The 24,150-nt window shown below is 70.3% G+C and carries 29 protein-coding genes and 1 tRNA gene; 8 read left to right on the forward strand and 22 right to left on the reverse strand.

The genetic code is table 11. The features are described from left to right. Positions 1 to 246: 246 nt before the first annotated feature. The 14 genes from VM938_12180 to VM938_12245 all read right to left on the reverse strand — a co-directional run bounded on the left by VM938_12180 (position 247) and on the right by VM938_12245 (position 11,219). Positions 247 to 1,059, reverse strand: coding sequence for an SAM-dependent chlorinase/fluorinase (locus tag VM938_12180; protein ID HVF75799.1), 813 nt, complete (start codon positions 1,057 to 1,059; stop codon positions 247 to 249). Next, positions 1,056 to 1,214 (reverse strand): helix-turn-helix domain-containing protein, encoded by a 159-nt coding sequence (locus tag VM938_12185; GenBank protein HVF75800.1) that lies wholly within the window; start codon positions 1,212 to 1,214, stop codon positions 1,056 to 1,058. The genes VM938_12180 and VM938_12185 overlap by 4 nt, the downstream gene beginning before the upstream one ends. A gap of 110 nt (positions 1,215 to 1,324) precedes the next feature. Continuing rightward, positions 1,325 to 2,077: a pyrroline-5-carboxylate reductase gene (gene proC, locus VM938_12190; protein HVF75801.1), complete on the reverse strand. Its 753-nt coding sequence runs from the start codon at positions 2,075 to 2,077 to the stop codon at positions 1,325 to 1,327. A 10-nt stretch (positions 2,078 to 2,087) separates the two neighbouring features. Continuing rightward, entirely contained in the window at positions 2,088 to 3,317 is a 1,230-nt protein-coding gene (locus tag VM938_12195; protein ID HVF75802.1) for a YibE/F family protein, read from the reverse strand. A gap of 11 nt (positions 3,318 to 3,328) precedes the next feature. Further along, the gene (locus tag VM938_12200) at positions 3,329 to 4,417 is read right to left on the reverse strand and encodes a peptidoglycan DD-metalloendopeptidase family protein (GenBank protein ID HVF75803.1); all 1,089 of its coding nucleotides are present in this window, start codon (positions 4,415 to 4,417) and stop codon (positions 3,329 to 3,331) included. A gap of 108 nt (positions 4,418 to 4,525) precedes the next feature. Beyond that, complete coding sequence (locus VM938_12205; protein HVF75804.1) at positions 4,526 to 5,728, reverse strand: MFS transporter; 1,203 nt, start codon at positions 5,726 to 5,728, stop codon at positions 4,526 to 4,528. Positions 5,729 to 5,810: 82 nt separating this feature from the next. Beyond that, positions 5,811 to 6,272: a YbjN domain-containing protein gene (locus tag VM938_12210; GenBank protein HVF75805.1), complete on the reverse strand. Its 462-nt coding sequence runs from the start codon at positions 6,270 to 6,272 to the stop codon at positions 5,811 to 5,813. Further along, positions 6,263 to 7,474, reverse strand: coding sequence for a glycosyltransferase (locus VM938_12215; protein ID HVF75806.1), 1,212 nt, complete (start codon positions 7,472 to 7,474; stop codon positions 6,263 to 6,265). Before VM938_12215 ends, VM938_12210 begins: the two co-directional genes overlap by 10 nt. Before the next feature lie 17 nt (positions 7,475 to 7,491). Beyond that, positions 7,492 to 7,908 (reverse strand): helix-turn-helix transcriptional regulator, encoded by a 417-nt coding sequence (locus tag VM938_12220; protein ID HVF75807.1) that lies wholly within the window; start codon positions 7,906 to 7,908, stop codon positions 7,492 to 7,494. Positions 7,909 to 7,913: 5 nt separating this feature from the next. Further along, positions 7,914 to 8,612 (reverse strand): HD domain-containing phosphohydrolase, encoded by a 699-nt coding sequence (locus VM938_12225; GenBank protein ID HVF75808.1) that lies wholly within the window; start codon positions 8,610 to 8,612, stop codon positions 7,914 to 7,916. Next, positions 8,612 to 8,968: a response regulator gene (locus VM938_12230; protein ID HVF75809.1), complete on the reverse strand. Its 357-nt coding sequence runs from the start codon at positions 8,966 to 8,968 to the stop codon at positions 8,612 to 8,614. The genes VM938_12225 and VM938_12230 overlap by 1 nt, the downstream gene beginning before the upstream one ends. Before the next feature lie 130 nt (positions 8,969 to 9,098). After that, the gene (locus VM938_12235; GenBank protein HVF75810.1) at positions 9,099 to 9,638 is read right to left on the reverse strand and encodes a hypothetical protein; all 540 of its coding nucleotides are present in this window, start codon (positions 9,636 to 9,638) and stop codon (positions 9,099 to 9,101) included. Positions 9,639 to 9,698: 60 nt separating this feature from the next. Further along, entirely contained in the window at positions 9,699 to 10,847 is a 1,149-nt protein-coding gene (locus VM938_12240) for an acyl-CoA dehydrogenase family protein (GenBank protein HVF75811.1), read from the reverse strand. Between the two features lie 15 nt (positions 10,848 to 10,862). Continuing rightward, positions 10,863 to 11,219: a S26 family signal peptidase gene (locus VM938_12245; protein ID HVF75812.1), complete on the reverse strand. Its 357-nt coding sequence runs from the start codon at positions 11,217 to 11,219 to the stop codon at positions 10,863 to 10,865. Between VM938_12245 and sodN the strand changes: the two genes are divergently transcribed. Together sodN and VM938_12255 are read left to right on the forward strand one after the other, a co-directional pair. Continuing rightward, positions 11,151 to 11,570 (forward strand): superoxide dismutase, Ni, encoded by a 420-nt coding sequence (sodN, locus tag VM938_12250; GenBank protein ID HVF75813.1) that lies wholly within the window; start codon positions 11,151 to 11,153, stop codon positions 11,568 to 11,570. The two genes, VM938_12245 and sodN, sit on opposite strands and share 69 nt — an antisense overlap. 40 nt (positions 11,571 to 11,610) lie before the next feature. After that, positions 11,611 to 12,330: a urate hydroxylase PuuD gene (locus VM938_12255; protein ID HVF75814.1), complete on the forward strand. Its 720-nt coding sequence runs from the start codon at positions 11,611 to 11,613 to the stop codon at positions 12,328 to 12,330. Here VM938_12255 and VM938_12260 read toward each other — a convergent pair. Beyond that, a complete protein-coding gene (locus VM938_12260; GenBank protein HVF75815.1) occupies positions 12,327 to 13,349 on the reverse strand; it encodes a MoaD/ThiS family protein in 1,023 nt (340 codons plus the stop codon). The genes VM938_12255 and VM938_12260 overlap by 4 nt on opposite strands. A 3-nt stretch (positions 13,350 to 13,352) precedes the next feature. Next, positions 13,353 to 14,192, reverse strand: coding sequence for a MaoC/PaaZ C-terminal domain-containing protein (locus VM938_12265; GenBank protein HVF75816.1), 840 nt, complete (start codon positions 14,190 to 14,192; stop codon positions 13,353 to 13,355). A gap of 87 nt (positions 14,193 to 14,279) precedes the next feature. On the opposite strand from VM938_12265, the gene VM938_12270 reads away from it, so the two are divergent. Both VM938_12270 and VM938_12275 read left to right on the forward strand, forming a co-directional pair. Next, positions 14,280 to 14,867, forward strand: coding sequence for a histidine phosphatase family protein (locus VM938_12270; protein ID HVF75817.1), 588 nt, complete (start codon positions 14,280 to 14,282; stop codon positions 14,865 to 14,867). An 11-nt stretch (positions 14,868 to 14,878) separates the two neighbouring features. Beyond that, entirely contained in the window at positions 14,879 to 15,394 is a 516-nt protein-coding gene (locus VM938_12275) for a M48 family metallopeptidase (GenBank protein ID HVF75818.1), read from the forward strand. Here the strand turns inward: VM938_12275 and VM938_12280 are convergent. Genes VM938_12280 through VM938_12290 form a run of 3 tightly spaced genes read right to left on the reverse strand, consistent with a single transcriptional unit; the run spans position 15,318 to position 17,953 of the window. Then, complete coding sequence (locus tag VM938_12280; protein HVF75819.1) at positions 15,318 to 16,148, reverse strand: alpha/beta hydrolase; 831 nt, start codon at positions 16,146 to 16,148, stop codon at positions 15,318 to 15,320. The two genes, VM938_12275 and VM938_12280, sit on opposite strands and share 77 nt — an antisense overlap. Further along, the gene (locus VM938_12285; GenBank protein HVF75820.1) at positions 16,121 to 17,566 is read right to left on the reverse strand and encodes an AarF/UbiB family protein; all 1,446 of its coding nucleotides are present in this window, start codon (positions 17,564 to 17,566) and stop codon (positions 16,121 to 16,123) included. The genes VM938_12280 and VM938_12285 overlap by 28 nt, the downstream gene beginning before the upstream one ends. Beyond that, positions 17,567 to 17,953, reverse strand: coding sequence for a TraR/DksA C4-type zinc finger protein (locus tag VM938_12290; protein HVF75821.1), 387 nt, complete (start codon positions 17,951 to 17,953; stop codon positions 17,567 to 17,569). A gap of 104 nt (positions 17,954 to 18,057) precedes the next feature. Between VM938_12290 and VM938_12295 the strand changes: the two genes are divergently transcribed. The 4 genes from VM938_12295 to VM938_12310 all read left to right on the forward strand — a co-directional run bounded on the left by VM938_12295 (position 18,058) and on the right by VM938_12310 (position 21,764). Further along, a tRNA-Lys gene (locus tag VM938_12295) sits at positions 18,058 to 18,130 on the forward strand. A 207-nt stretch (positions 18,131 to 18,337) separates the two neighbouring features. Beyond that, positions 18,338 to 20,260 carry a sigma-70 family RNA polymerase sigma factor gene (locus tag VM938_12300; GenBank protein ID HVF75822.1) on the forward strand — a complete coding sequence of 641 codons (1,923 nt, stop codon included), beginning with the start codon at positions 18,338 to 18,340 and terminating at the stop codon, positions 20,258 to 20,260. A gap of 287 nt (positions 20,261 to 20,547) precedes the next feature. Beyond that, positions 20,548 to 20,730 (forward strand): hypothetical protein, encoded by a 183-nt coding sequence (locus VM938_12305; protein ID HVF75823.1) that lies wholly within the window; start codon positions 20,548 to 20,550, stop codon positions 20,728 to 20,730. A gap of 281 nt (positions 20,731 to 21,011) precedes the next feature. After that, positions 21,012 to 21,764 (forward strand): SDR family oxidoreductase, encoded by a 753-nt coding sequence (locus VM938_12310; GenBank protein HVF75824.1) that lies wholly within the window; start codon positions 21,012 to 21,014, stop codon positions 21,762 to 21,764. 11 nt (positions 21,765 to 21,775) lie between these two features. On the opposite strand, the gene VM938_12315 is transcribed toward VM938_12310, so the two are convergent. The 3 genes from VM938_12315 to VM938_12325 are packed head-to-tail and all read right to left on the reverse strand — an operon-like array spanning position 21,776 to position 24,137. After that, on the reverse strand, positions 21,776 to 22,663 hold the full coding sequence (locus VM938_12315; GenBank protein ID HVF75825.1) for a haloalkane dehalogenase: 888 nt from the start codon (positions 22,661 to 22,663) through the stop codon (positions 21,776 to 21,778). Beyond that, positions 22,663 to 23,535: an LLM class F420-dependent oxidoreductase gene (locus VM938_12320; protein HVF75826.1), complete on the reverse strand. Its 873-nt coding sequence runs from the start codon at positions 23,533 to 23,535 to the stop codon at positions 22,663 to 22,665. The genes VM938_12315 and VM938_12320 overlap by 1 nt, the downstream gene beginning before the upstream one ends. Then, the gene (locus VM938_12325) at positions 23,532 to 24,137 is read right to left on the reverse strand and encodes a TetR/AcrR family transcriptional regulator (protein ID HVF75827.1); all 606 of its coding nucleotides are present in this window, start codon (positions 24,135 to 24,137) and stop codon (positions 23,532 to 23,534) included. Before VM938_12325 ends, VM938_12320 begins: the two co-directional genes overlap by 4 nt. Positions 24,138 to 24,150: the final 13 nt, after the last annotated feature.

Consider the following 24,150-nt stretch of genomic DNA (forward strand, 5'->3'; position numbering starts at 1 on the left):
CCCCCCCCCACCCCCCCCCACTTCGCTACGGTCGGGGGGTGCGCCTTGGGACCACGATCGCCTTGGGGATCCTGCTGCTCCTCATCGTGGGAGCGGCCTTCGTGCAGTTCGTCTTCATGGCTCGCTGAGAGTTGTGCCGACAGGTCACCCGCCACCGCCGTAGCTTCGTTCTCGGCGGCCTGCGGCCGCCGAGACATGCCTGTGCTCATTGGTCGCCTCGCCTGTCGGCTCGGCTCCTGACCGGACCTAGGCAGGCTCGGCCAGCGACACGCCGTCGCCAGGCCGGATGCGCAGCTGGTCCGACGCCGAGAGCCGGTCGAGGGCGATCGACACCAGCCCGTAGGAATCGACCACCAGCCCCACCTCGCCGGGCTTGAGGTCGCCGTAGGCCACCGCCCGCCGGGCCGTGCGCACCTGGTCGGCCCCCCACCGCAGCGCCACCCGCTCGCCCAACCGGTCGATCTCCTCGGGCGCCACGTTGAGCTGGAGGTTGCCGAAGCGGTCGACCCACAGCACCTCGGCGTGCACCACGCCGTTCTCCTCCCGGGGGATGGGCAGGACGCCGGGGCGCAGGGTGATGGGGTCGACCAGCGGCCCCAGCTCGGTCAGGTCCACCCCGTTGCACAGGTGGGCGGCCACCGGTCCGAAGATGTCGCGGCCCGCGAACGTCGGCCCGGGCGCAGGCAGGTGGTACTCGGGGTTGGTGAGCTCGACCGCTCGGGTAGCGCCGCCCACCATCGACACGGCCGAGGCCAGCAGCCCGTTGTCGGGACCGACGAAGACGGCCTCGCCGTCGGCCACCTCGACCGCCACGGCGCGCCGCTCGGTGCCCACGCCGGGGTCGACCACGGCCAGCACCACGCCGGGCGCCAGGTACTGCACGCTGCGCACGAGGGCCAACGACCCGGCCCGCACGTCGTGCGGCGGCAGGTCGTGGGTGACGTCGAGCACCGTGGCGTGGGGCGCGATCGTGCGAATGACCGACTTCACGACCCCGACGAACTCGTCTACCAGCCCGTAGTCGGACAGGAACGAGACGGTGTCGTGGTGGCGGCTCAGCCCGCCTCCGTGTAGCGGTCACCGAGGTACTTGTCGATGTCCTCTTCCCGTAGGCGATACGACTTGCCCACGCGCACGGCCGGGAGGTCGCCGGCTGAGATCAACCGGTAGACCGTCATGTTCGACACGCGCAGCATGGAAGCCACCTCGGCCACGGTCAGGAACCGACCCTTGGCGTACTGACTTTGCGACAGTGGAATCACCCCTCTCCGCCTGAGAGGACTGTACGCCACTGTGGCCAAAGAGGGAAGTGGGGCTGGCGGGACTATCCCAGCTCGCGCGAGCGAGCCGTGGCCGCCTGCACCGCCTCGATGAACGCCGAACGCACGGCCCGCGACTCCAGCGCCCGCAGCCCGGCCGCGGTGGTGCCGCCTGGCGAGGTGACCGCAGCCCGCAGCGCCTCGGGGCCGTCGTCGGACTCGACCAGCAGCCGGGCCGCGCCCAACAACGTCTGCGACGCCAGTGCCACCGCGGTGTCGCGGGGCAGGCCTGCCACTACGCCGCCTTCGATGAGCGCCTCGGCCACCAGGAACACGTAGGCCGGGCCCGACCCCGACAGGCCGGTGACGGCGTCGAGCATGGGCTCGGGTACCCGCACCACCGTGCCCACCGCTGCGAGGATCTCCTCGGCCCAGTCGAGGTCGGCGCCAGGACCGCCTGCGATGGCCGAGGCGCCCGCGCCCACCAACGCGGGCGTGTTGGGCATGGCCCGCACCACCGGGCACGGCAACCACGCCTCCAGCTTGGCCAGCGGCACGCCCGCGGCGATCGACAACGCCCGGTTCACCGACCCGACCGACCGGCATGCCGCCTCCACGTCGCCGGGCTTCACCGCGATGACCACGCCGTCGCAGTCGATCGGCTCGGGCACCGCATTGATGCCCGCCTTGCCCAACTCGTCGCGGCGGGCCGCCAGCTTCTCTACGACGACGATGTCGTCCCAGCCCGCGGCGGCCAAGCCCGACACCAGCGCCTCGCCCATGCGCCCGCCGCCCATCACCATCAGCCGTGCCGTCATGGCGGGCACGCTATTCGGGCTCGTCGGCCCAGAACTCCCGCTCCGCTGCGGGCGGGGCCCACGAGGGCGCCGCGGGCTCCACCGCCTCGGGCCGTGTGCGGGCCACCACCACGGCCGCCAGGGCGGTGGTGATGGGCACCGACGCCACCAGTCCGATGGACCCGACCAAGGTCCGCACCACTTCGGCGGCCACCACCTCCCCGGTCAGCACTGCGCCCGCGGGCTGCTGGGCCAGCGTGAACAGGAGCAACAACGGCAGCGATGCCCCGGCGTAGGCGAGCACCAAGGTGTTGACGGTCGAGGCGATGTGGTCACGGCCGATGTGCAGCCCCGAGCGGTACAGGTCGCGCGCGGGCAGGGCCGGGTTGGCCCGGTGCAGTTGCCACACGGCCGACGCCTGGGTCACCGTCACGTCGTCGAGCACGCCGAGCGAGCCGATGACGATGCCCGCCAGCAACAGCCCCTGCAGGTCGACCTGGCCCGCGGCCGACTGGAGGAAGCCCGCCTCCTCCGACGCCAAGCCGGTGAACCGTGATGCAGCCACGAAGACCGACCCCAGCACGCCGGTCACGGCCAGGCTGGTGAGGGTGCCCAGCACGGCCGTGGTGGTCTGGGCGTTGACCCCGTGGGTCAGGTACAGGGCCAGGAACATGATGGCGGCCGAGCCCACCACGGCCACGGCCAACGGGCTCGACCCTTCCAACAGGGCCGGCAGCACGAACTTCACGATCACCAGCAGGCTGACGGCCAAGGCGCCCAAGGCGGCGAGCCCCCGCCATCGCCCCAGCAGCACGACGACGACGGCGAAGATCAGCGCCAGCACCAGCAGCGGCGCCTTCCGCTGGAAGTCGGCGAAGTAGTAGGTGACCGTGCCGGTGGGATCCGCGTTGCGGCCGAGCACCACGGGATCGCCGTCGTCGACGGTGGGCGCCCCCGGCCCCTCGCCGATCTCCACGTCGACCCGTTGGCCCTTCTCCGGGCCCTCGGCCAACTTCACGGTGATCGTCACGCAGCGGGCGGGACCGTCCTCGGCGCCCAGGCACGGCCGCACCGACAGGTCGGTGACGGTGCCGTTGTGCAGCTCGACGCGCTGGCCGAAGACCTCGTTGCGAGCCACCTTGCCGGGCCACAGCAGCACAAGGCCGACAAGGGTGGCGATAGCGAAGGGCACCACGGCGAACAGCAGCAGCCGGTTCAGCGGCTCCCGCGGCCCGTGGCCGTGGGTGTGGTCCCCGGACATGCCCGGGGAGGCTACGGCAGGTAGTTGCGCGGGTTGCGCGCGCTGCCGTTGACCCGGGTCTCGAAGTGGAGGTGGGGGCCGGTGGAACGCCCGGTGGAGCCCACGTAGCCGATGACCTGGCCCTGGCTCACCGACTGGCCCTCGCTGGAGCCGATGCGGCTCTGGTGGGCGTAGAGGGTGGTGAAGCCGCCGCCGTGATCGACGATGACGGTGTTGCCGTAGCCGCTCATGGAGCCGGCGAAGATGACCTCGCCCGCCTTGGCCGCCCGGATGGGCACCCCGGTGCCTGCCCCGATGTCGATGCCCTGGTGCATGCGGCCCCAGCGGTAGCCGTAGCCCGAGGTCACCGGGCCGTTGACCGGCCAGATGAGCCCGGCGCCCGACACGCGGCCGTCGCTCGCCCCGGCGTCGCTGCGAGAGGCCCGCTGGCGCTGCTGGATCAGCGAGGCCAGGCCGGACTCGGTGCGGGCCACCTCGTCGGCCTCCCGCTGGTACTCGGCCAGGCGGGATTCCAGGGCGTCGCTCAGGCGCTGCTTCTCGGACTGCGCCTGCTGCAGTTCGGACAGCCGGCCGAGCACGGCCTTGCGCCGTTCGGCGGCCAGGTCACGGGCCTTCTGGGCGGCCTGCTGCTTGAGGGCGAAGTCTTCTCGTGCCGCCCGCAGCTTGTCGATGGCGTCGCTGTTGCGGTTGGCCACCTCGGCCAGCAGCGAGCTGCGGCGGCTGGCCTCGTTGAGGTCCTTGGCGCCGATGACGCCGGTGAAGGTGTCGTCCTGGGGGCGCACATAAGCGGCCACGGCCCGGTTGATCACCGCCTGCTTGAGGTCGTTGATCTGCTTCTCGGTGGCGGCCAGCTCGGCGTCGGCCTTGCTCACGGAGTCGACGGCGGCCTGCACGGCCTGGCGGGCGGCATCGGCGGCCGCCTGCTGGCCCCGCACCTGCTCGTTGAGGGCCGAGACGGCCTTGTCGAGCTCATCGTCGGAGGCCTCGAGGGCGTTGATCTTCTTGGCGATCTCGGCCTTCTTGGCGCGCGCAGCCTCGCGCTTTCGGCGCAGGTCAGACGTCGTGTCCCCAGAGGCAGGCGAGGCAAGGATGCCAAGCACAAGCGCAAGGACAAGCGCCACGATGGTGGGTCTGGAGGTCTTCGGCATACGTCGTTGACAGCAGACTTCGCGCCGCCTGTGGGCCACGAGGGCCAAGGAAGAAGCTAGCTAGGTATTCGCCCGAGGGGCAAGCTTTCCCTCCGCCAGCCACCACGTGGCGGCCACCGAGAGGGCGGCGGCGAGGGCGCCTGCGGCGAGGAGCGTGGGGGTCACGCCGGGGCCGTCAACCCCCGCTGCGGCGGCCATCGGGCCGGCCGTCTGGCCCAGGCGGGCCACCCCCACCCACACGGCCACAATGGCGCCGCGGCTGGCCGCCGGGGCGGCTTCCGACACGGCGTCCTGCAGGGTGCCGATGGCCACCCCCTCGGCCGCGCCGTACAGCAGGGCACCGACGGCCAAGGCCACGAGCGACGACACCGCGCCCATGACCACGAAGCCGAGGGCGAAGCCCGCGAAGGCGCCCGAGAGCAACGTCGAGGTGCGGAACTTCGACCGCAGGCGGGCCAGGTTCAAGGCGGTGACGGTGGACGACACGCCGGGCACGGCCAGCAACATGCCGCGGGCGCCGGGGCCAAGATCGAAGGACCGGTCGAGGTACAGCGGCACCACCGTGAGGAACACCCCGAAGATGAGAGCGAAGGCGACAGCCCCCAGCACCACAGGCCCCGACACGGCCCGGCTGCGCAGCGCCGGGGCGGCGGCCGCCAGGTGGTCGCGGAGCGACCCCTCGCGGCGCACGCTGCCGGGCAGCCGCACCCACACCACAGCAGCGGCGACCACCCCCAGCCAGTACGGCGCGAACGTCGCCCGCCACCCCCACACCTGGCCCAGCCAGCCCCCGAAGGGCGGGAGCACGACGATGGCGATGGTGAGGCCCGCGGCGTTGCGCCCGATCATGCGGGCGCGTTCGGTGCCCGACCAGGTGTCGCCGATGAGGGCGATAGCCAGGTTGATGAGGCCCGCAGAGCCGACGCCTTGGAAGAAGCGCAGCACCAGCAGGGCGTCGTACGACGGCGCCCACGAGGCCAGCCCGCCCGCCACGCCGAACAGGGCCAGGCAGGGAACTACGACGTTGCGCCGGCCGTGGCGGTCGGCCAGCAAGCCGATGACCGGCGCCAGCAGGATGCCGGGGGCGGTGGTGACGGCCATCAGGAGTCCCGCCCGCGACAACGGCTCGCGGAAGTCGCGCACGATGTCGGGCACCACCGCGGTGAGCAGGACGTTGCCCATGATCCCGGTGAGCGTGATGCACAGGACGAGCGCGAGGGTGACCCCGGACGCGCCGGAGCCCGAGGAACCTCGCGACGTCATTCGCACTTCCCCGAACGAATGTCGCCGGTCCGCCCCTCGGGCCCCACGGCGTTGCTCACGGTACAAGCGGCCAAGAGCGTGATCAACCCTTGAATCGGCTAGCGAAGCCGATCCGCATTGCGGGCCGGAAGTACTGCTCGCTGTAGGCGTAGGCGGCGCCCAGGATGCGGTCGAGCTCGTCCTCGTCGACGGCGGACAGAGGCATCTGGCCGACCAGGTAGACGGCGTCCTCCTCGCCCACCGCGAAGCGCATGGCGAACAGGCGGGTGTTGACCCGCAGCAGGTACTCGTAGACCTGCTCGACGTTCTCCTCGGGGGCGGGCATGAAGTACGACTCGTAGTGCAGCGTGCGCTGGCCCAGCGTCAGCCACACCGTCGACGTTGTCTTCTCCTCGCCCCGCAGGCGCACGTACCAGCGGCGCAGTTCCACGTCTCGGTCGACGGCGGCCACCACCGGGTTGGTGCCGAGCTCGCGTTGCGCCCAGGCGTCGAGCAGGGCCTCGAAGGCGCGCAATTCGTCGTCGGTGGCGGGACCTACGGGCACTCGACGAGGGCGCGGGCGGTGAGCTCGCCGTAGAGCCGGCGCAGGCCCGAGGCGGCCACCGACCACGTGTACTGCCGGGCCCGCTCGGCCGCCGCTGCGCCCATTTCGGCGGCCGACAGGGGCTGGTCGAGCAACTGGCCGACGCAGGCAGCGAAGGCGGCGGGGTCGCGGCCTTCTACGAGGAAGCCGGTGCGGCCGTCCTCCACCAAGGTGGTGAGGCCGCCCACGGCGGCGGCCACCACAGGGGTGCCGCAGGCGGCGGCCTCCAGGGCGACCAGGCCGAACGACTCGGAGCGGCTGGGCACCAGGCAGACGTCGGCGGCCCGGTAGAAGGTCGAGAGCAGCTCGTGGGGCTGGGGCGGGAGCCACCGCACCCGCTCGGCCACGCCGAGGTCGTGCGCCAGCGCACGGATGCGCTCGATCTCGGCCTGCCCGTTGGGGCCAGACGGGCCGCCGACCACCACGAGAAAGGCGTCGGGGCGGGAGAGGGCCACCGTGCGCACGGCCACGTCGAGGCCCTTGAGCGGCTGGATGCGGCCGACGAACAGGAGCATGGGGCCGTCGGGGCCGATGCCCAGCGCCCGGCGGGCCTGGGGGCGGTAGCCGGGCGAGAAGAAGGCGTGGTCGACGCCGGGCGCCACGATCTCGATGCGGGCTGGGTCGGCGCCGTAGTAGGCGGTGATCTGGTCGGCCTCCACGCTGCACGAGGCGAGCACGGCGTCGGAACAGCCGATGATGCGGGCTTCGGCGGCGGCGCGCCGCTCGGGTTCGGAGTCGCCCTCGGCCTTGACCCGGGCCAGCGTGTGGAAGGTGGACACCAGCGGCAGGTCGAGCTCGTGCTTGATGGCGTGGCCCGCTTCGCCCGACAGCCAGTAGTTGGCGTGGATGGCCTCGGCCGGATAGCCGCCGCGCATGCGGGTGAGCACGCCCTCGGTGAACTCGGGGACGAGGTCGGGCAGCGCTTCCTTCTCGACCGGCGCCAGTGGGCCTGCCGGGATGTGGTGCACCCGAAGGCCGGGTTCGACGTCGACCACGGCCGCACGGCGGCTGTCCTCAGCCCGGGTGTAGACGTCGCACTCGACGCCCGCTCGGGCCAGCGCGGCGGCCAGCTCCCGCACGTAGACGTTCATCCCGCCGCCGTCGCCGGAGCCCGGCTGCGCCAACGGCGACGTGTGCATGGAGAGGACCGCGAGCGTTCGCATACCGACGGGGAACAACCCTACTCAGCGGGTGTCTCTTCCCCTTCGTCCACTTTGGGGGTCACAGGCCGGTCGTTGTTCTCGTGCACGAAGGCCCGGTAGACCTGGATCAGCATCTGCTTCTGGTCCTCGGTGAGGAAGCGGTCGCGCAGGATGTCGCCTTCCAGGTCGTCATCGGCGTCGCGCTCTTCGAGGATGCCCGCCCGCACGTAGAGGGTCTCGGCGGAGATGCGCAGGGCCTTGGCGATCTGCTGGAGGATCTCGGCCGACGGCTTGCGCAGGCCGCGCTCGATCTGGCTGAGGTAGGGGTTGGAGATGCCCGCCGCCTCCGACAGCTTGCGCAGCGACAGGCGGGCACCGTTGCGCTGCTCGCGGATGAACTCGCCGAGGTCGTGCCAGCGGTCGGGCAGCTGCTGCATGGGGTCGATGTTGGGCATCGCCGCTACGCCACCAAGCGCGCGCACAACGGGACGAATGCGGCCACGACATCGGGATCGAACTGGGTGCCCGCCATGCGGGTCAATTCCGCCTGGGCGTGCTCGATCGACAGGGCCGCCCGGTAGGGGCGGTCGGTGGTCATGGCGTCGAAGGCGTCGACCACGGCGAAAGCCCGGGCGGGCAGGGGGATCTCTTCGCCTTTGAGTCCCTCCGGGTAGCCGGAGCCGTCGTACATCTCGTGGTGCGAGCGCACCAGCTCGGCGGCGTTCTTGAGGAAGGGGATGGAGGCGATCATCTGGTAGCCGATGATCGGGTGGGTGCGCATGACCCGCCACTCGGCCGCGGTGAGGGGGCCGGGCTTGGAGAGGATGCGCTCGGGCACGCCGACCTTGCCCGCGTCGTGGAGGAGGAAGCCGTACTGGGCGTCGGGGTACTGCTCGGCGATGCCCAGCTCTTGGAGGAGGGCGACGCCGTAGACCCGGCAGCGCTCCAGGTGCTGGCCCGTGTAGGCGTCCTTGGCCTCGACCACGAAGGCCATGGATCGGATGGTCTCGAGGTAGGCCCGCTTGAGTGTCTCCAGCGCCTCGCTGAGCTCCCGGGCGCGGGACTTCTCCCGGCGGTAGGCGCTGACCGCGTCCTTGGCGAAGACGTGGAGCTGGCGTTCCATGTCCGCTTCGTTGAGGACCGGATACGCATCGCTCATTACGCCGCCAACTCCTCGATCAAGTCGAGGAGGGTGATGGAGGAGAACGGCTTGGTGAGGAAGGCATCCGCGCCCGCCTCTCGGCACGCTTCTTCCAGGACCGGGTCGTCGCGGGCGGTGAGCATGACGACCTTGACGGTGCTGTGGTCGATCTTGCGGCACACCTCGACGCCGTCCATGCCCGGCATCATCACGTCGAGCACGACGACGGACGGGGAGGAAGTGCTGAGTTGCCGAAAGGCCTCGGCACCGTCGCGGGCCTCGATGACCGTCCAGTCGTCGGCTTCGAGCACGGTGCGAACCAGGCGACGGATCATCTCGTCGTCGTCGACCACCAGCACCAACCGCCCACTCACGATCGCTCCAGCATCGGCCGAAGGCCGATTCCGCTAAGCGCCAGCGAGCGGGTGGCAGGTCGGGAGGGGCCCCGGCCGGGCGAACGCCCGGGTGGGGTGGGTGCCCGGCCTGACAGGACCCGTGAGCGCTTCATTTGAGGAGGGAGTCGACGGTGGCTTCGCCCGACTTGTAGCGGCGGACGATCTCCTCCTGCAGTGTGTTGGCCCGGTTGTGCAGCTCGCCGCGCTGCTCCGACACCCGCCGCTCCAACTCGGTGAGCTTGTCGGCGATGGCCCGCACCTCGGCCTCGTCGAGCTCGGGCAGCGTGCTCACCTGGGCGGCGCCCATCACCGTGTCGAGCTCGGCGGCCATCCAGCCGTCGGTCTCGGCAGGCGTGAGGTTGGACGGCAGGCGGCCGAAGCCCGAGGCCCGCGTGCCCTCGCCGATGATCTCGCCCCGCTTGAGCTGCTCGACCAGGTCGTGCAAGTCGCCGGGCTCGCCGCCCGCCCGTCGGTTGAGGTCGGCGTGCACGATGTCGAGCCGTCCCTGCACCATGCGCCGCAGGTACGACAGCTCGTCGGCCGCCTCTTGGCATTCGTCGCGCCGGGCTCGCACATCCGCCAGGGGCAGGCTCTCCAGCCCCTCGACGTAGTCGGGACTCAGGATGTCGTCGATACGGGAGATCGCCATTCCGCGGAATCGTACCCGTCTTACCGGCCCGTACCCTTGTCGACAAGCCGGAGGTTGGTCTTACAACGACATGCCCTTGGCGATGTAGTCGAGCATGACCTCGTCGGCCCCGGCGCCGATGCGGGCCAGCCGCGAGTCGCGCCAGGCGCGCTGCACCCAGTGCTCCATCATGTAGCCGAGCCCGCCGTGCAATTGCAGGCACATGTCGGCCACCTCGAAATGGGTGCGGGTGGCCAGCAGCTTGGCCTCGGTGATCTCCCGCACCGGGTACCCGCCCAGGTGCACCTTCCACGCCGTCTCGTAGGTCAGCGCTCGGGCCGCGTCGACCATCATCTGGGCATGCGCCAAGTGGTGGCGCACCGCCTGGAAGTCGACGATGCGCTGCCCGAAGGCCTGGCGTTCGCGCACGTACTCGATGGTGCGGTCGATGCACAGCTGCGCTCCCGCGCACGCGCCCGCCGCGGCCGACAGCCGTTCGCCTTGCAGCTCCCACATGATGTGGTGGAAGCCCTTGCCCTCGTCGCCCAGCAGGTTCTCGGCGGGCACCCGCATGTCCTCGAAGCGCAGTTCGGCGGTGTCGGAGGAGTGCATGCCGACCTTGGCCAGCCGCTTCTCCACGTGGAACCCGGGCGTGTCGGTGTCGACGAGGAACAACGAGATGCCCGTGTGGCGCTGGGTGGGGTCGGTCTTGGCCACCAGCAGCAGGAAGTCGGCCCGGATGCCGTTGGTGATGTAGGTCTTACGCCCGTTGACCACGTACTCGTCGCCGTCGCGCACGGCTCGGGTGATGATGCCCGCCACGTCGCTGCCCGCATCGGGCTCGGTGATCCCCAACGCGCCGATGCGCTCGCCCCGCACGGCGGGGCGGAGGTAGCGCTCCTTCTGCGCCTCGGTGCCGAACTTGGCGATCGGCGGCGTGACGTATTCGCACTGCACGCTGACCGCCATGCTCACGCCGCCCGAGCCGCAGCGCGCCATCTCCTCCGACAGGACGAGCATGGTGAGGTAGTCGCCGCCTTGGCCGCCGTCGGCCGGGTCGAAGTGCAGGCCGAGGAAGCCCAGCTCGCCCATGCGTGTGAACACCCAGTCGGGGAAGTTGCCCGCGTCCTCCCACTCCTCCGCGTGAGGGGCCAGCTCCTTCTCCACGAACCCCCGCAACGACCGGCGCAGCTCCTCGTGGTCGTCGGTGAACAACGGGTGCGATGCCATGGTCGGACTGTAGGGCTAGCGAATTCGTTCGGCTCGGCCGGCCGGCCCGTAGCGGTACACCGCCCGCCCCAGCACGGCGCTGCGGGGCAGCGGTCCCACGGGGCCGCTGTTGTCGCCGACGACCGTCACGGTCGAGCGGGTGAGCGACGCCACCCGCTTCACCAAGGGCCGGGTGCCGTCGTGCACCACCACGATGTGGCCGGCCTGCAGCCACCACGGCGGGACGAGCAGCAAGCGGTCGCCGGGCAGGAGCGTCGGCGCCATGCTGTGCCCTCGGACGAGCCAGCGGGTATGACGGGGCACATGCCGATTCTCCCCGCATTGCTCCGCCTTGCCGATCGCGTCCGCCCGCCCGCCGAGGCGTTCGCCCACTGCGACCTGCCTTGCGGGGTGTACGACCCGGCCCAGGCCCGCATCGAAGCGGAGTCCGTGCGCAACTGCATGGAGAAGCACAACGAGTCCGACGACGCCGTGTTCAGGCAACGGGCCGTCCTCATCAAGGAGGAGCGGGCCGACCTGGTGAAGCACCACCTCTGGGTGCTGTGGACCGACTACTTCACGCCCGAGCACCTCGAGGCGCACGCCGGCCTGCACGACCTGTTCTGGCGGGCCACCAAGCTCGCCGGCGAGGCGAAGCAGACGACCGACGTTGCCGTCGCCGAGGCCCTGTTGGAGGCCATCGGGGAAGTCGACCGCATCTTCAAGGAGACGCAGGCCGCCTGATAGGTTCGGCGCAGATTCGCATGAACCACAGGAGGATTGCATGGAGATCTTCACCCAGACCGGCGGGGAGATGCTCTCCCGGTGGGGTCATTACCTGGCAGGCGTGACCTGGATCGGGCTCCTCTACTACTTCAACTTCGTCCAGACCCCGTCGTTCGCAACCTTCGAGGCGGGGCCGCGCACCGAGTCGGTGCGCAAGCTGGTCCCCCGGGCGCTGTGGTGGTTCCGCTGGGGCGCGCTGCTCACCCTGCTCACCGGCCTGTCGATCCTGGCCTTCCAAGACCGGCTCAACGACGGCGACTTCTACAAGTCGGCGCAAGGCATCAGCATCTCCACCGGCATCCTGCTGGCGCTGGTCATGTTCCTCAACGTGTGGCTGGTCATCTGGCCCAACCAGAAGATCTTCATCGCCAACGCCGAAGCCACGGCCGGCGGCGGCGAAGCGCTGCCCAACGCGGCCACAGCGGCTCGTAAGGCGGCATGCGCATCGCGGACCAACACCTTGTTCTCGATCCCGATGCTCTTCTTCATGGGCGCCACGTCGCACTTCGCGCCGCGGTTCGACGCCACGGAAGGCGGCGACCGGGCCATTTACTGGCTGGTGACGCTGCTGCTCGTGATCGTCTTCGAGGGCATCGCCCTGAAGGCGCCGGCGGCCGGTGCAGGCATCGCCAAGCACATCGACGACCACCGCAACACCATCATCGTGGGCTTCGTCTTCTGGGCGATCCTGATGGTGCTGTGGGAAGTCCTCTTCTAGAGGACGACAAGGCTCGCGGCGGCGAACAGCGGCCCCGCCACCAGCAGTGAATCGATGCGTCGGAGGACCGGGACGTGGGCGTCCCGGTCCCCGAGCAGCCGGGTAGCAATGCGCTCGCCCACCGGAGCGGTGACGGCGACCAGCGCGGCGAACACCCACGGCCACGCCCCTTCGAACGGAGGGGCGAACACCACGGCCACGGCCAGGCTGACGGCGAAGATCGACGCGATGCCGGCCACCGGTCCCTCCCAGCGGTTGCCTGCGCCGGTACCCACCACGTAGTTGCCCGAGTCGTAGGCCCACAGCAGGGCGAGCAGCACGAAGGCGTGGGCGAACCCGTCGGTGCGCAGCACCACCGGAGCGGCGGCGGCCACCCCGACGGGGGCGGAGACCGTCAGGGTGCGCAGCGGCACCACGTGCTTGCCCGTGCGGGCGAAGGCAACCGCGGCGGCGGCCACCAGGCCTGCAGCCGTGCCGAGGGGGCCGCCGACACTGCCGACGACCACCAGCGCAGCACCGGCCGTGGCCGCCGCGATGTCGGGGCGTTGGGGCTTCTTGCGACTGGTCCGAGCCACTTGCGCGGCGGCCACGCCCGCGGTGGGCGCCAGCCACAACGCCAGCGGGACAGGGCCTGCGGTGAGGGCGACGGTCGTGACGGCCGCCCACGCCAAGCCGAGGCGCACGTGGGGGCCGTCAGGGACGTCGTTCGCCGCCGCCGCCGAAGTTGCGGAGGAATCGCGCCGTTTTCCGGCACGTTTCGCCGGCAACTTCCGGGCGGGGCCGGCGCCGCCCGAGACCGGGGGAAGCACCGCCACTTCGTCGCCGTCGCCCACGGCGTCGGCGTCGGCTGCGGGCTCGCCGTTGAGCCAGACGCGACTGCCAGCCAACACGGCCGTGAAGTGCTCGCCGTAGCGGGCGCGCGCCTCGGCCAAGACGTCCCCGACCGTCGCCCCGGGCACCTCGTCGCGTGCGGTGCCCGCCGCTTCCCGGGCGGCGGCGAACAGCCGAAGGACCGCCAAGGGCTACAGATCGATCTCGGCTCGGCCGTTGGAGATGACCAAAGCGCCCGCACTGTGCGCCTCGAAGGCGTAGATGCGGCGGCCGTTCTCCTGGCCTGCGTCGTAGATCGTGGTTGTCACGTCGTTGCCCGGGAAGACGTTCTTGGAGAAGCGCACGGCCAGGCGGCGCAGGCGGGCGGGGTCGCCGTCGGCCACCGTCTTGATGACCGCTTGGCTGGTCATGGCCATGGTGCAGAGGCCGTGGTTGATGATGCCGGGCAGGCCCACGCTCTTGGCGAAGTCGTCGTCGACGTGGATGGGGTTGGTGTCGCCCGAGGCGTCGCGGTAGCGGAAGGTCTGGTCGTCGTCGACGGAGGTGGTGAACTCGCCGACCAGGCGGCCGCGGGCGTCGCCGGGGTACGTGTGGTCGGGCTTGTCGGGGCCGCCGCTGTCGCTGTCGGTGAAGCCGCGGATGAAGACCGTGTTGTAGATCTCCATGACCTGATCGCCGGAGTCGGCGTCGGCCGAGTTCAGATGCGCTGTGATGCGGGTGCCGGAGCTGCCGACCCGCACACTGTGGGCCGTCGGGGTGCTCGTGAGCGAGCGGCCGGGGACGAGCGGCTGGTGGAAGTGCATGTCCTGCTCGCCGTGCACGAGCATCAGGAACATGTCGGGCGTGAGCAGCTCGGCCATGCCCACGGCCAGCGCTTCCCACGTGGGCACGACACCGAAGACCGGCGGGGCGTACTTGCCCGATTCGTAGGCGGGGTTGTCGTCGTTGGTGGCCGCCGCGTACGCCTTGGCCCGCTCGGGGTCGATGACGGCGGTGCGGCTGTCGTAGCTGGTGCCCAACTTGTCGAGCATCGTTCGGCTCCTCCCCAGTCGTGACGGGCGGAGGCTACCCGTCCACTTGGCCGGACGGCCAAGGCGCGCGCTCTACTGTGCCCGGCAATGGCTCGACTGCTCCTGTTCCGTCACGGCCAGTCCACGTGGAACGCCGAGGGGCGTTGGCAGGGCTGGGCCGACCCGCCCCTGTCGTCGTTGGGCGAGGAGCAGGCTCGGGCCGCCGCCGACCGCTTGGCCGGGTCCGGGCTCACCGCCGTGGTCTCGTCGGACCTCCTTCGGGCCCGCCAGACGGCGGCGATCATCGCCGAGCGGTTGGGCCTCGACGTGCTCGACGTGGAGCCCGACCTGCGCGAGCGCAACATCGGCGACTGGTCGGGGCTGACGACGGCCGAGATCGAACAGGGGTGGCCGGGGGCGCTGGCCGCGTGGCGGGCCGGGGCCTTCGAGAGCCCGCCCAACGGCGAGGCCCATTCCGACATCCTCGCTCGGGTCATGGCCGTGCTGGAGCGCTTGTCCGTGTTGGACGGGACGCTGCTGGTCGTGACCCATGGCGGCGTGATCCACCTGGTGCAGGGCCACCTCGGCTGCACCACGCCGCGCATGGGGAACCTGTGCGGGCGGTGGCTGGAGACCGGGCTGGCGCCGGGCGAGCTGGTGCTGGTCGACGACGCCCCCGCGGGCATCGCCCTGTAGCTGATGCGGCTGTGGCACGTTCGTCGGAGATGCAACAGGCATTGAGCTTCGAGGGGCCGCTGGTCGAGGTCGTGCGCAGCCGCAAGCGGCGCAAGACCATCTCGGCGCGCGAGGTCGACGGGGTGATCCGGGTGTCGATCCCGGCCACCATGTCGAAGGCCGACGAAGCCAAGTGGGTCGACGAGATGGTGCGTCGGTTCCAGCGCAAAGCGTCGTCGTCGGAGGTCGACCTGGCCGAACGGGCCGCCGCCTTGGCCACCCGCTACCGCCTGCCGCAGCCCGAGTCCATCCGCTGGGTGTCGAACCAGGCGTCACGTTGGGGGTCGTGCACGCCGGTCGACCGGTCGGTGCGCATCTCCGACCGGCTGTCCGAGTTCCCGTTGTGGGTCCTCGACTACGTGTTGGTGCACGAGTTGGCGCACCTGGTCGTGCCCAGCCACAACGCCGAGTTCAAGGCGTTGGTGAACCGGTACCCGAAGGCGGAGCGGGCGCTGGGCTACTTGATGGCCAAGGGCCTCGAAGGATGAGGTCGGCCAGCTCGTCGGTGAGCAGGTCGGTGCCGTGGCCTTGGCCGGGCCGCCACCACAGGTCTTTGGGCGGTCGCGCCCGCTCGTAGAGCGCAGTGGCGTGGCTGCCGTCGAAGTAGTGGTCGTCGGGGTCGTGTACGAACAGGGTGGGTGAGCCGATGTCGGCCACGGCATCGACGGGGTCGACGCGGCCGGTGCAGTCGTCGGCCACCCGGGTGCGCACGGCCCGGGCCAGGAGGCGGCGACGAGTGGCGGAGTTAACCCACTGCCCTACCCGTTGGGCGCCCGTACCGCCTGCGGCCTCCCACCAGGCGGGAGCGCTCACGGCGACGACGCCTGCCACGGGGTTGCGAGCGGCGTGCACGAGCACGGCGGCGGCACCGAGCGACACGCCAACGGTGACGACGGTCGGCGTGGGGGCTGCAGCAACGGCGGCGGCCACGTCGAGCGGCTCGTCGCGGCCGAGGGTGCAGCGCCCCTGCGAGCGGCCGTGGCCGCGCAGGTCAGGGACGACGACATGGGACGCGCGGCTGAGGCGGGTGGCGAAGGCGTGGATGCGGGGGTTGCGCGACCAGTTGGCGAAGCCGTGCACGACCACGAACGTGGTGGTGGCCTCCGGTGGGCCGGGCAGCAGGTAGGCGGCAAGGGCAACGCCGTCAGCCGTGCGCAGCGTGAGCCGCCTGCTGGTGTAGCGGGGCGAGACGACGTAGTTGCGGAGGTAGTTCGTTACGGCGTGGTTGCGTGGGTTTCCCACCATGTGGCCTCCACCCGGCCGAGCTCGGTGCACGGCGGCGTGCCGTGGGCGTACTCGCGCAGGATGCCCCGCCAGTTGTTGGTGGCGTGCAAGCGGCCGAGGAGGGCGCTCACCCCCCACACCACGCGGTCGAGGATGACGTAGGAGGTCGGCATGTTCAGCTGTTGGATGACCTTGCCGTAGCGGCCCTGGATGTCGATGACCGTCTGCAGCGCCTTGGCCGTCCAGTCGCGGGTGTAGGTGAAGCGGTCGACCATGAACGGCTCGTACGGGCCTCGGATGAACTCGAAGACGAAGTCGGGGTCGGAGCCGTGGTCGGCGGGGAGGAAGTTGGCCTCGACGGCGGCGGCCACCGCGGCGGAGGCGTCGTTGGCCAGGATGGCGTCGAGCACGGGCGTCAGCACGTCGAACTCGCCGGGCGCCCACCGTTTGACCAGGCCGAAGTCGAGGAACGTGACCGAGCCGTCGTCGTGGAAGCGGTAGTTGCCGGGGTGGGGGTCGCCGTTGAACACGCCGAAGCGGCGGATGGAGCCCTGGGCGAAGCGCATGAGCACCTCGCCCGCGTGGTCGCGCTTGGCCTGGCTGGCTGTGGCCAGGAAGTCGGCCCAGCGGTAGCCGTCGACCCACTCGCTGGTGAGCACGCGGCGGGCGCTGCGCTCGGGGATGACCTTGGGGATGCGGACGAAGGGATGGCCCTCGTAGCGGGCGGCGAACTCGGCCTGGCAGCGGGCTTCCAGGCGGTAGTCGAGCTCGTCGCTCATGCGGTCGCGCAGCTCGTCGACCAGGGCGTGCACGTCGAGGTTCTTGAGGGCGAACTGGGCGAACAGGCCGTAGAGCAGCTCGGCGTTGTCGAGGTCGCTCTTGATGGCGGTGTCGACGCCGGGGTACTGCACCTTCACGGCCACGATGCGGCCGTCGGGCATGACGGCGCGGTGCACCTGGCCGATGGAGGCGGCGGCCACGGGGATGGGATCCCAGTCGAGGAACAGGTGGTTGGGGTCGGCGCCCAACTCGTCGCAGATGACCTGCTCGGCCAGGCTCGGGGCCATCGGGGGGACATCGGCCTGAAGGGTGGCGAGGGCAGCCTGGGCTTCGGGCGGGAGGCCGTCGGCAATGAACGACAGCATCTGCCCGGCCTTCATGATGGCGCCCTTCATGCCGCCGAGGACCTGGGCGACGTCTTCGGCCGTCTTGATGGCGAACTGCTCTTCCAACTTGGCGCGCTCGGCCTGGCTGGCGTTGCGGCCCTTGAGGCGCAGGAGGGCAAAGTGGGCGGACCGGCGGGCGGTCAGGCGCCAGACCCGAGCCTGGCGATCGAGGCGATTGCGACGGTCGGGGTTGCGCAGCACCGCTGCGGTCGCCCCGCCTGCTGCCGCCACGGCGCCGGCAGCGATGCCGAGCGGCACCCGCTTGCGCATCTACTCGCCTGCGTTGTTGGAGGCGCGGGCCTCGCGTTCGGCGACCGCCTGGTCCTCCACGCAGAAGCGGGCGGCGGGCATCGCCTCCAGGCGGGCGTCGTCGATGGGCTTGCTGCAGGCCTCGCAGGTGCCGTAGGTGCCCTCGTCGAGGCGGCGGATGGCGTGTTCGATGTCGGCCAGCTCGGCTTCGACGTTCTCGAGGATGGCGAGGTCCTTCTCGCGCTCGAAGGTCTCGGTGCCGACGTCGGCCGGGTGCTGGTCGAGGGACGACAGCTCGGCCAGGCTCTCTTCCTGCGACTCGGCGTTGAGGTCAGCGAAGCCTTGGCGCAGCGCGTCCAGGCGTTCGCGCTCTTCAGCGAGTCGGGTGCGGGCCTCGTCGGCGTCCATGAACGTCATCTTAGGAAACTTCGGTGCTCGGTCACGGGGGCGCGTCCAGCCTTCCCCCGATCCCCGGGAGGTAACCGGGCGGCGCCGGTAGGCTGCCGGGTCGCGGGCCGCTAGCTCATCGGGTAGAGCAGGGGACTTTTAATCCCAAGGTGCAGGGTTCGAGACCCTGGCGGCCCACACTCTGCGTGCCATTTCTCCAATGCGCCGGCGCGGTTGGTGGGGAATTTCCTGTTTCTTGCTGCTTCGTTCGGTGACGGAGGACGGGTGTCACCCGTTTGGGTGGCATGAAAAGGAGACGGGACGCCCAACATCGAATACACTCCATAGCTAAGGGGGTGTTGCGGCGGACTCCTGACCGGGTGGAGCCAGCGCAATCGGAGAACCATGGCGATCCGAGCAAGATCAGACAATCTTTCGCTCGACATCCCGGCAGCGCCGGAAGGCGTTGCTGCCCCGGTTACCGACTTCGCCGAGGTGTGGGCGCACCGTGAGGCGTTGCGCCAGGCGTGCGTGCGCATGATCGGCGACGTGTCCCGAGCCGAGGACCTCGTGCAGGACACGTTCGTGAGCGCCCTCAAATGCAACCGGCGGTTGGACGAAGGAATGCCGGTCGCGCCGTGGCTGAAGACGGTTGCCCGACGGCGCTCGATCGACGAATTGCGGGGGCGCGAGCGCGTCTCCCTCATGGCCGATCCGCCGGAGCCGTGGGGGGTAACGGTCGAAGACCCGGCTGACCATGTGGTGAGCCAGGAGTTGGTACACGCCTTGCGCAGCGCCATTGCCGAATTGAGCGTGCGCGAGCGCCAGTTGTTGTTGCGCCAGGCCAGCTACGGCATGTCGTTGGCCGAGTTGGCAGCAGAGGAGGCAACGAGCATCGCCTCGGTCCGCTCGGTGCTCGCCCGTGCCCGTCAGAAGCTGCGCGTGTCGCTCGAACGTGGCGGCGTGTTCGGCGTGCTGCCGCTCCCCCGTTACCTGGTGACGCTGCGCGAGCGCTTGTTCCGGTGGGGCTCGCAGTTGGAGCCGACGCTGCCCGCCATGACCGGCGCCGGCGCCCGCTTCGGCGAGGCCATGGCCGCCGTCATCACCGCCATCGCCATGTTCCTCGTCGGCGGCGGGCTCCCCAGCTTTGGCGGGTCGTCGACACTGACGACCGACCTCGCTTCGGCGGAGTCGTCCCCGTGGACGGATTCCACCGCAGCATTCGGAGGAGGGATGCCCTCCGGCGGGGGTGCGGCAACGACGACGCCTCCGAGGGTGGGGCCACCAGGGGTCGCGCCGTTGGCACCGCTCCCTCCCGGGATAGACGCCCCGACGTTTCCGAACGACGGCACCACGTCCCCCGACAACTCCGGGGTCGTCCACCTGGCGGCGTCGGAAGACGGGCAAGCCATCTTGATGTCGGCCCTGTCGGGGTCATCGAGCGAGGCGACGATCTTCCGGTCTCTCGACGGTGGGCGGTCGTGGGCCCGCCTCACCGACGACTCGATCGACCATCTCCAGCGACACCACACGTTCCTCGGCGGTGACCTGACCGTGGCGCCTACGTACCCGGCGGACCCTCGGGTCTATACCACGACGACAGAAGGGCTCGTCCTGCGATCCGAAGACGGCGGGCTGAGTTTCGCTCCGATCGTTGGTGCCCGTGGCGCCGTCGCGCTCTCGCCCGACTTCACCACCGACGACAAGCTTTTCATTGCCGGGCCGCCCCCTGGGGTCTACGACGACGAGAACGACAAGGTGGAGCCGTTTTCAGTGCTGCCGCCTTCTCGGGGGCGGGGCGGCATCGCCATCGGCCCCGATTATGCCGACACCGGTGAGATCCTGGTGGGAGGCACGGTCGACAACGGCATCACGCCGGTCAGCGCCGTATTCACGTGTGTCGCGACGGGGTGTACCAAGCGGGCAGAGGTCACAGGTCTGACAGGAAGCATCAAGGTGCACACCTCCCGTACGGCACCCGGCACCGTCTTCGTCTGGAACGATCCCAAGTTGTTCAGGTCGACCGACGGCGGCTACACGTTCAGCGAGGTGACATTTCCCGGCGACTTCTTCTTCAGCAACCTCATCGAAGACGAGGACCGGATCATCGCCTACGGGCTCACCTTTTCGAGTACGGCTCCGATGTACGTTTCCACCGACGGTGGGGCCACCTGGAACGGTCGGGGGGGGGGCTCGTTGCTGCACAGGGGACTCATCGCTGCGATCACGTTCGACGACGGCCGGATCATCGCCAGCGGCAGCTACATGACCGGCGTGCACTGCTCGGTCGACGAGGGCATCACCTGGGCTCGTAGCTGTCCTCCGTAAGCGGCGCGCCGCTTGTAGGCGGGGTGATGTCAGCTGTGGCAACGAAGGCGACCACCCCTTCCCATGTCGTCGTCGCCAACCCGTTCACTGCCGTCGGGCACGACAGTGAATCTGTCGGGGATTGCACGAAGTCGCCCGTTGCGGTGACCCGGTTGTCGTTGGAATGCAAGGTCACGGTGCCAACGGAGCCCGCCAGAGAGATGACCGCTCGTCCCGAGGCATTGTTCGGGAACGAAGGGGCCGACAAATTGAAGTGACCTGTACCTACGACGACGCCCCCTGCGCACGTGAAGGTGCTTACCGTTGTCGACATCACTGTCACCGGTGTCGCCGTCCCAGCTGCAGAGAGCGTGCCCCAGTGTGTCCCTGTCGTCGTGCCGACGGCCGTGCATGGGCCGCCGCCGTTTACCGTCACGGTTGTCGCCGATGTGAGGATCGATGGCCTCAACGGCGGCGCGTACGTCACCTGAAGGTCCATTTCGCACACGCCGGAAACGACGACGGCAGCAGCCGCGCGAGGTGCCCACACCGTCGATGACAGGAGCACCGACACGACGACTACCCACCTCGCACCGCCTTTCGTGATTCCCCCCAATTTCTTCATGCCTGTAATACGGCAGGGTCAAAAAAAGGTCGCGCTATACGTGTTGGCACCCGCCAAAGGTGTCCGGATGACCGAAGGAATCGCCTGGGTGGCGGCGGGGCCACCCCGGCCGGGAAGTACGCACCCTTCCCGCCTAGAGTTCGCAGCGTGACGACGGGCGTGGTGGTGACGGGTGGGGGCTCGGGCATCGGCCGGGCGACGTGCTTTGCCGTGGCCGAGACAGGGCGGCCGGTGGCGGCGTGGGACATCGACGCCGCCGGGGCGGAGGAAACCGCGGCCCGCTGCCGAGACGACTACAACGTCGAAGCCGTCGCCTTTACGGTCGACGTCCGGAACAAAGCGAGCATCGACGAGGCGGCCAAGGCCACCACAGCGGCACTTCCCAGCGTCGGCGGCCTGGTGCACGCGGCGGGCGTAGCCGGTCCCATGCCCGTCGACTTTCTCGACGAGGAGTCGTGGGACGCCGTCCTCGACGTCAACCTCCGGGGCCAGGCCTTCGCCGTGCAGGCCCTTCTCCCCGCCCTCAAGGCCGCCAACCCGGGCTCAGCGGTGGTGGGCATCGCCTCGGTCGAGGCCATCATCGGCAACGGCATGGTGCCCGCCTACTGCTCGTCGAAGGCAGGAGTGCTCGGCCTCACCCGCTCCCTCTGCCAGCGCCTCGGCCTCGACGGGATCAGAGTGAACGCCGTGTGCCCCGGCGCCGTCGACACGCCCATGCTCGCCCCGCTCCTCAACATCGCCGAGGCTCGCAAGCGCATGGAGGAACGCATCCCCCTCAGCCGGGTGGCCGACCCTGCCGACATCGCCGCCGTCATCCGCTTCCTGCTGTCCGACGACGCCCGCTACGTGCACGGCGCATCGATCGTCGTCGACGGCGGCATGACAGCGATCCTCGCCTGACCGAAGGGGTACTACCCCCAGTCGATCACCACCCGGGCGAGCTCTTCGCCCTTGTCCTCCTGCAGGAAGTGGCCGCCGCCTTCGATTGTCGTATGGGGCTGGCCCGCTGTGCCCGGCACCCGTTCGAGGAACACCCGCTCGCCGCCCCGGGTAATGGCGTCGCCGTCGGAGAAGGCGCACAGGAACGGCTTTTCCCACTGCCCCAGCACCTCCCACGCCGCCCGGTTGGCGGGCGCCGCAGGGTCGTCGGGTGTCGTGGGCACCAGGACCGGGAACTGCCGCGCCCCCTCCTTGTACGACTCGTCGGGGAACGGTGCGTCGTAGGCCGCCACCACCTCGTCGGGCACCGGCGACACGCACCCGCCCGCCACGATGCGCCCCACCGGCAGCACCGGCACCTCCTGCGAGAACTGCTGCCAGGCCCGGAAGGCATCGGTCAGCGGCTGGTCGCCCGTCGGCAGCCCCGTGTTGGCCACCACCACCCGGTCGAAGCGGCCCGAATGCTCGGCCGCCAGTCGCAGCCCCAGCAGCCCGCCCCAGTCCTGGCCCACCAACGTGATCCGCGACATGCCGAGCCCGTCGAACAGTGCCGAGCGCAGCCACTCGACGTGCCGCTCGTACGAATAGTCGGCCCGATCGGCGGGCTTGTCGGACCGGCCGAAGCCCACCAGGTCGGGCACCACCACCCGGAACCCGCCGTCGACCAGCGGGGCCACCATCTTCCGGTACAGGTACGACCACGAGGGCTCGCCGTGCAGCAGCAGCACCACCTCGGCATCCGAGGGGCCTTCATCCACGTAGTGCACCCGCAGGCCGTCGCCGACCTCCACGTAGTGGGGCGAGAAGTCGTAGCCCGGTAGCCCGACGAAGCGCTCGTCGGGCGTGCGCAGCGCGTCCATCAGCCGCCCGCTTTGGCGATGACCTCGTCGGCGAAGCGGGCCACCTGTGTGCGCAGCGTCTCCACGTCGAAGCCGAGGGGCGGGACGACGATCCGCGACACGCCGAGATCCTCCAGGCGACGAATGGCGTCGATGTCGGTGGAGCCGGCCATCGAGGTCGTGATCTCGATGGCGTCGGGGTCGCGCCCCGCTTCCTCGGCAGCCGCTCGCATGACCTTGATGAGCCCCGGCACCTTCTCGGGGTCACGGCCCGCCGGGAAGAACCCGTCGCCCAGGCGACCCGCTCGCCGCGCCGCCGCTTCGCTGTGGCCGCCCACGGCGATCGGCACGCCGCCGGGCCGCACCGGCTTGGGGAAGCTCTTGGCCCGAGAGAACGACGAGAAACGTCCCTCGAACGTGGGCTCCTGCTGCGTCCACAACGCCCGCAGGGCCTGGATGCCTTCGTCGGTGCGCGCCCCCCGCTCCTCGAACGGCACGCCGAGGGCGTCGAACTCCTCGCGGAGCCACCCCACGCCCACCCCGAGGATCAGGCGGCCGCCGCACAGGACGTCGAGGGTGGCGGCCTCCTTGGCCAACACCACGGGGTTGCGCTGGGGGAGGATGAGGATGCCGGTGCCCAACGTGATGCGTGTCGTGTGGGCGGCGACGAAGGCCAGCCAGACGACCGGGTCGGGGATGGGGGTGTCCTCGCCGCCGGGCATCCGCCCGTCACGGGAGTAGGGGTACTGCGACTCGTAGCCGGCGGGGACGACGGCATGCTCCACCGTCCACAACGACTCCAGCCCGGCCTCCTCGGCGATCTGCCCGAGGGCGGCCGCATGGTCGGGCTGGGCAGCAGGCCCGGCGTTGGCAAATATCATCCCGAACTTCACGGCCTGCTCCCTGTCGTCAGCAGCGCACACATCGTGCGGTGCATCACTCGTTCTACTTCGTCTACCGACAGCCCGGTCGTGCGCAGGTGCTCCCACGCCGACCAGCCCGACGCCGCCTCCAGCGCGGCGTGCACCTCGCGGCGGTCGGCCCCGGGCACGGCATCGAGCTCCGAGCCGAACACCCGGGCCACCTCCGCCCGGCCCAACGCCTCCATGCGCCGCCTGCTCTCGCGCAGCTGGACGGAGAACGGCTCTTGCAGCAGCGCAGCCCGCCGCACCGGGGTCATGGCCTCGAGGATGCGCCCCCGCTGCCGCGTGAACAGCTGCAGGCGCTGGACGAGCGGGCCGTTCGGGTCGATGGGTGTGGCCATCGACAAGACCCGCTCTGTGTAGAGCGTCGACGCCGCCCCGAACAGCGCTTCGAGGTCTTCGAAATGCTGGTAGATCGAACGCAGTGACACGCCGGCGCGCCCGGCGATGCGCGGCGCCGTGGGCGCCAAGTCGCCGTCTTCGATGAGAGCCAGCAAGGCGTCCACGATGGCCCGCCGGGTGCGTTGGGCGCGCGCCGTGCGACCGTCGATGGATGGGTCGGTCACGGACACGCTCCGCATGCTA

Source organism: Acidimicrobiales bacterium (assembly GCA_035536915.1).
Lineage (GTDB): Bacteria > Actinomycetota > Acidimicrobiia > Acidimicrobiales > JAHWLA01 > JAHWLA01.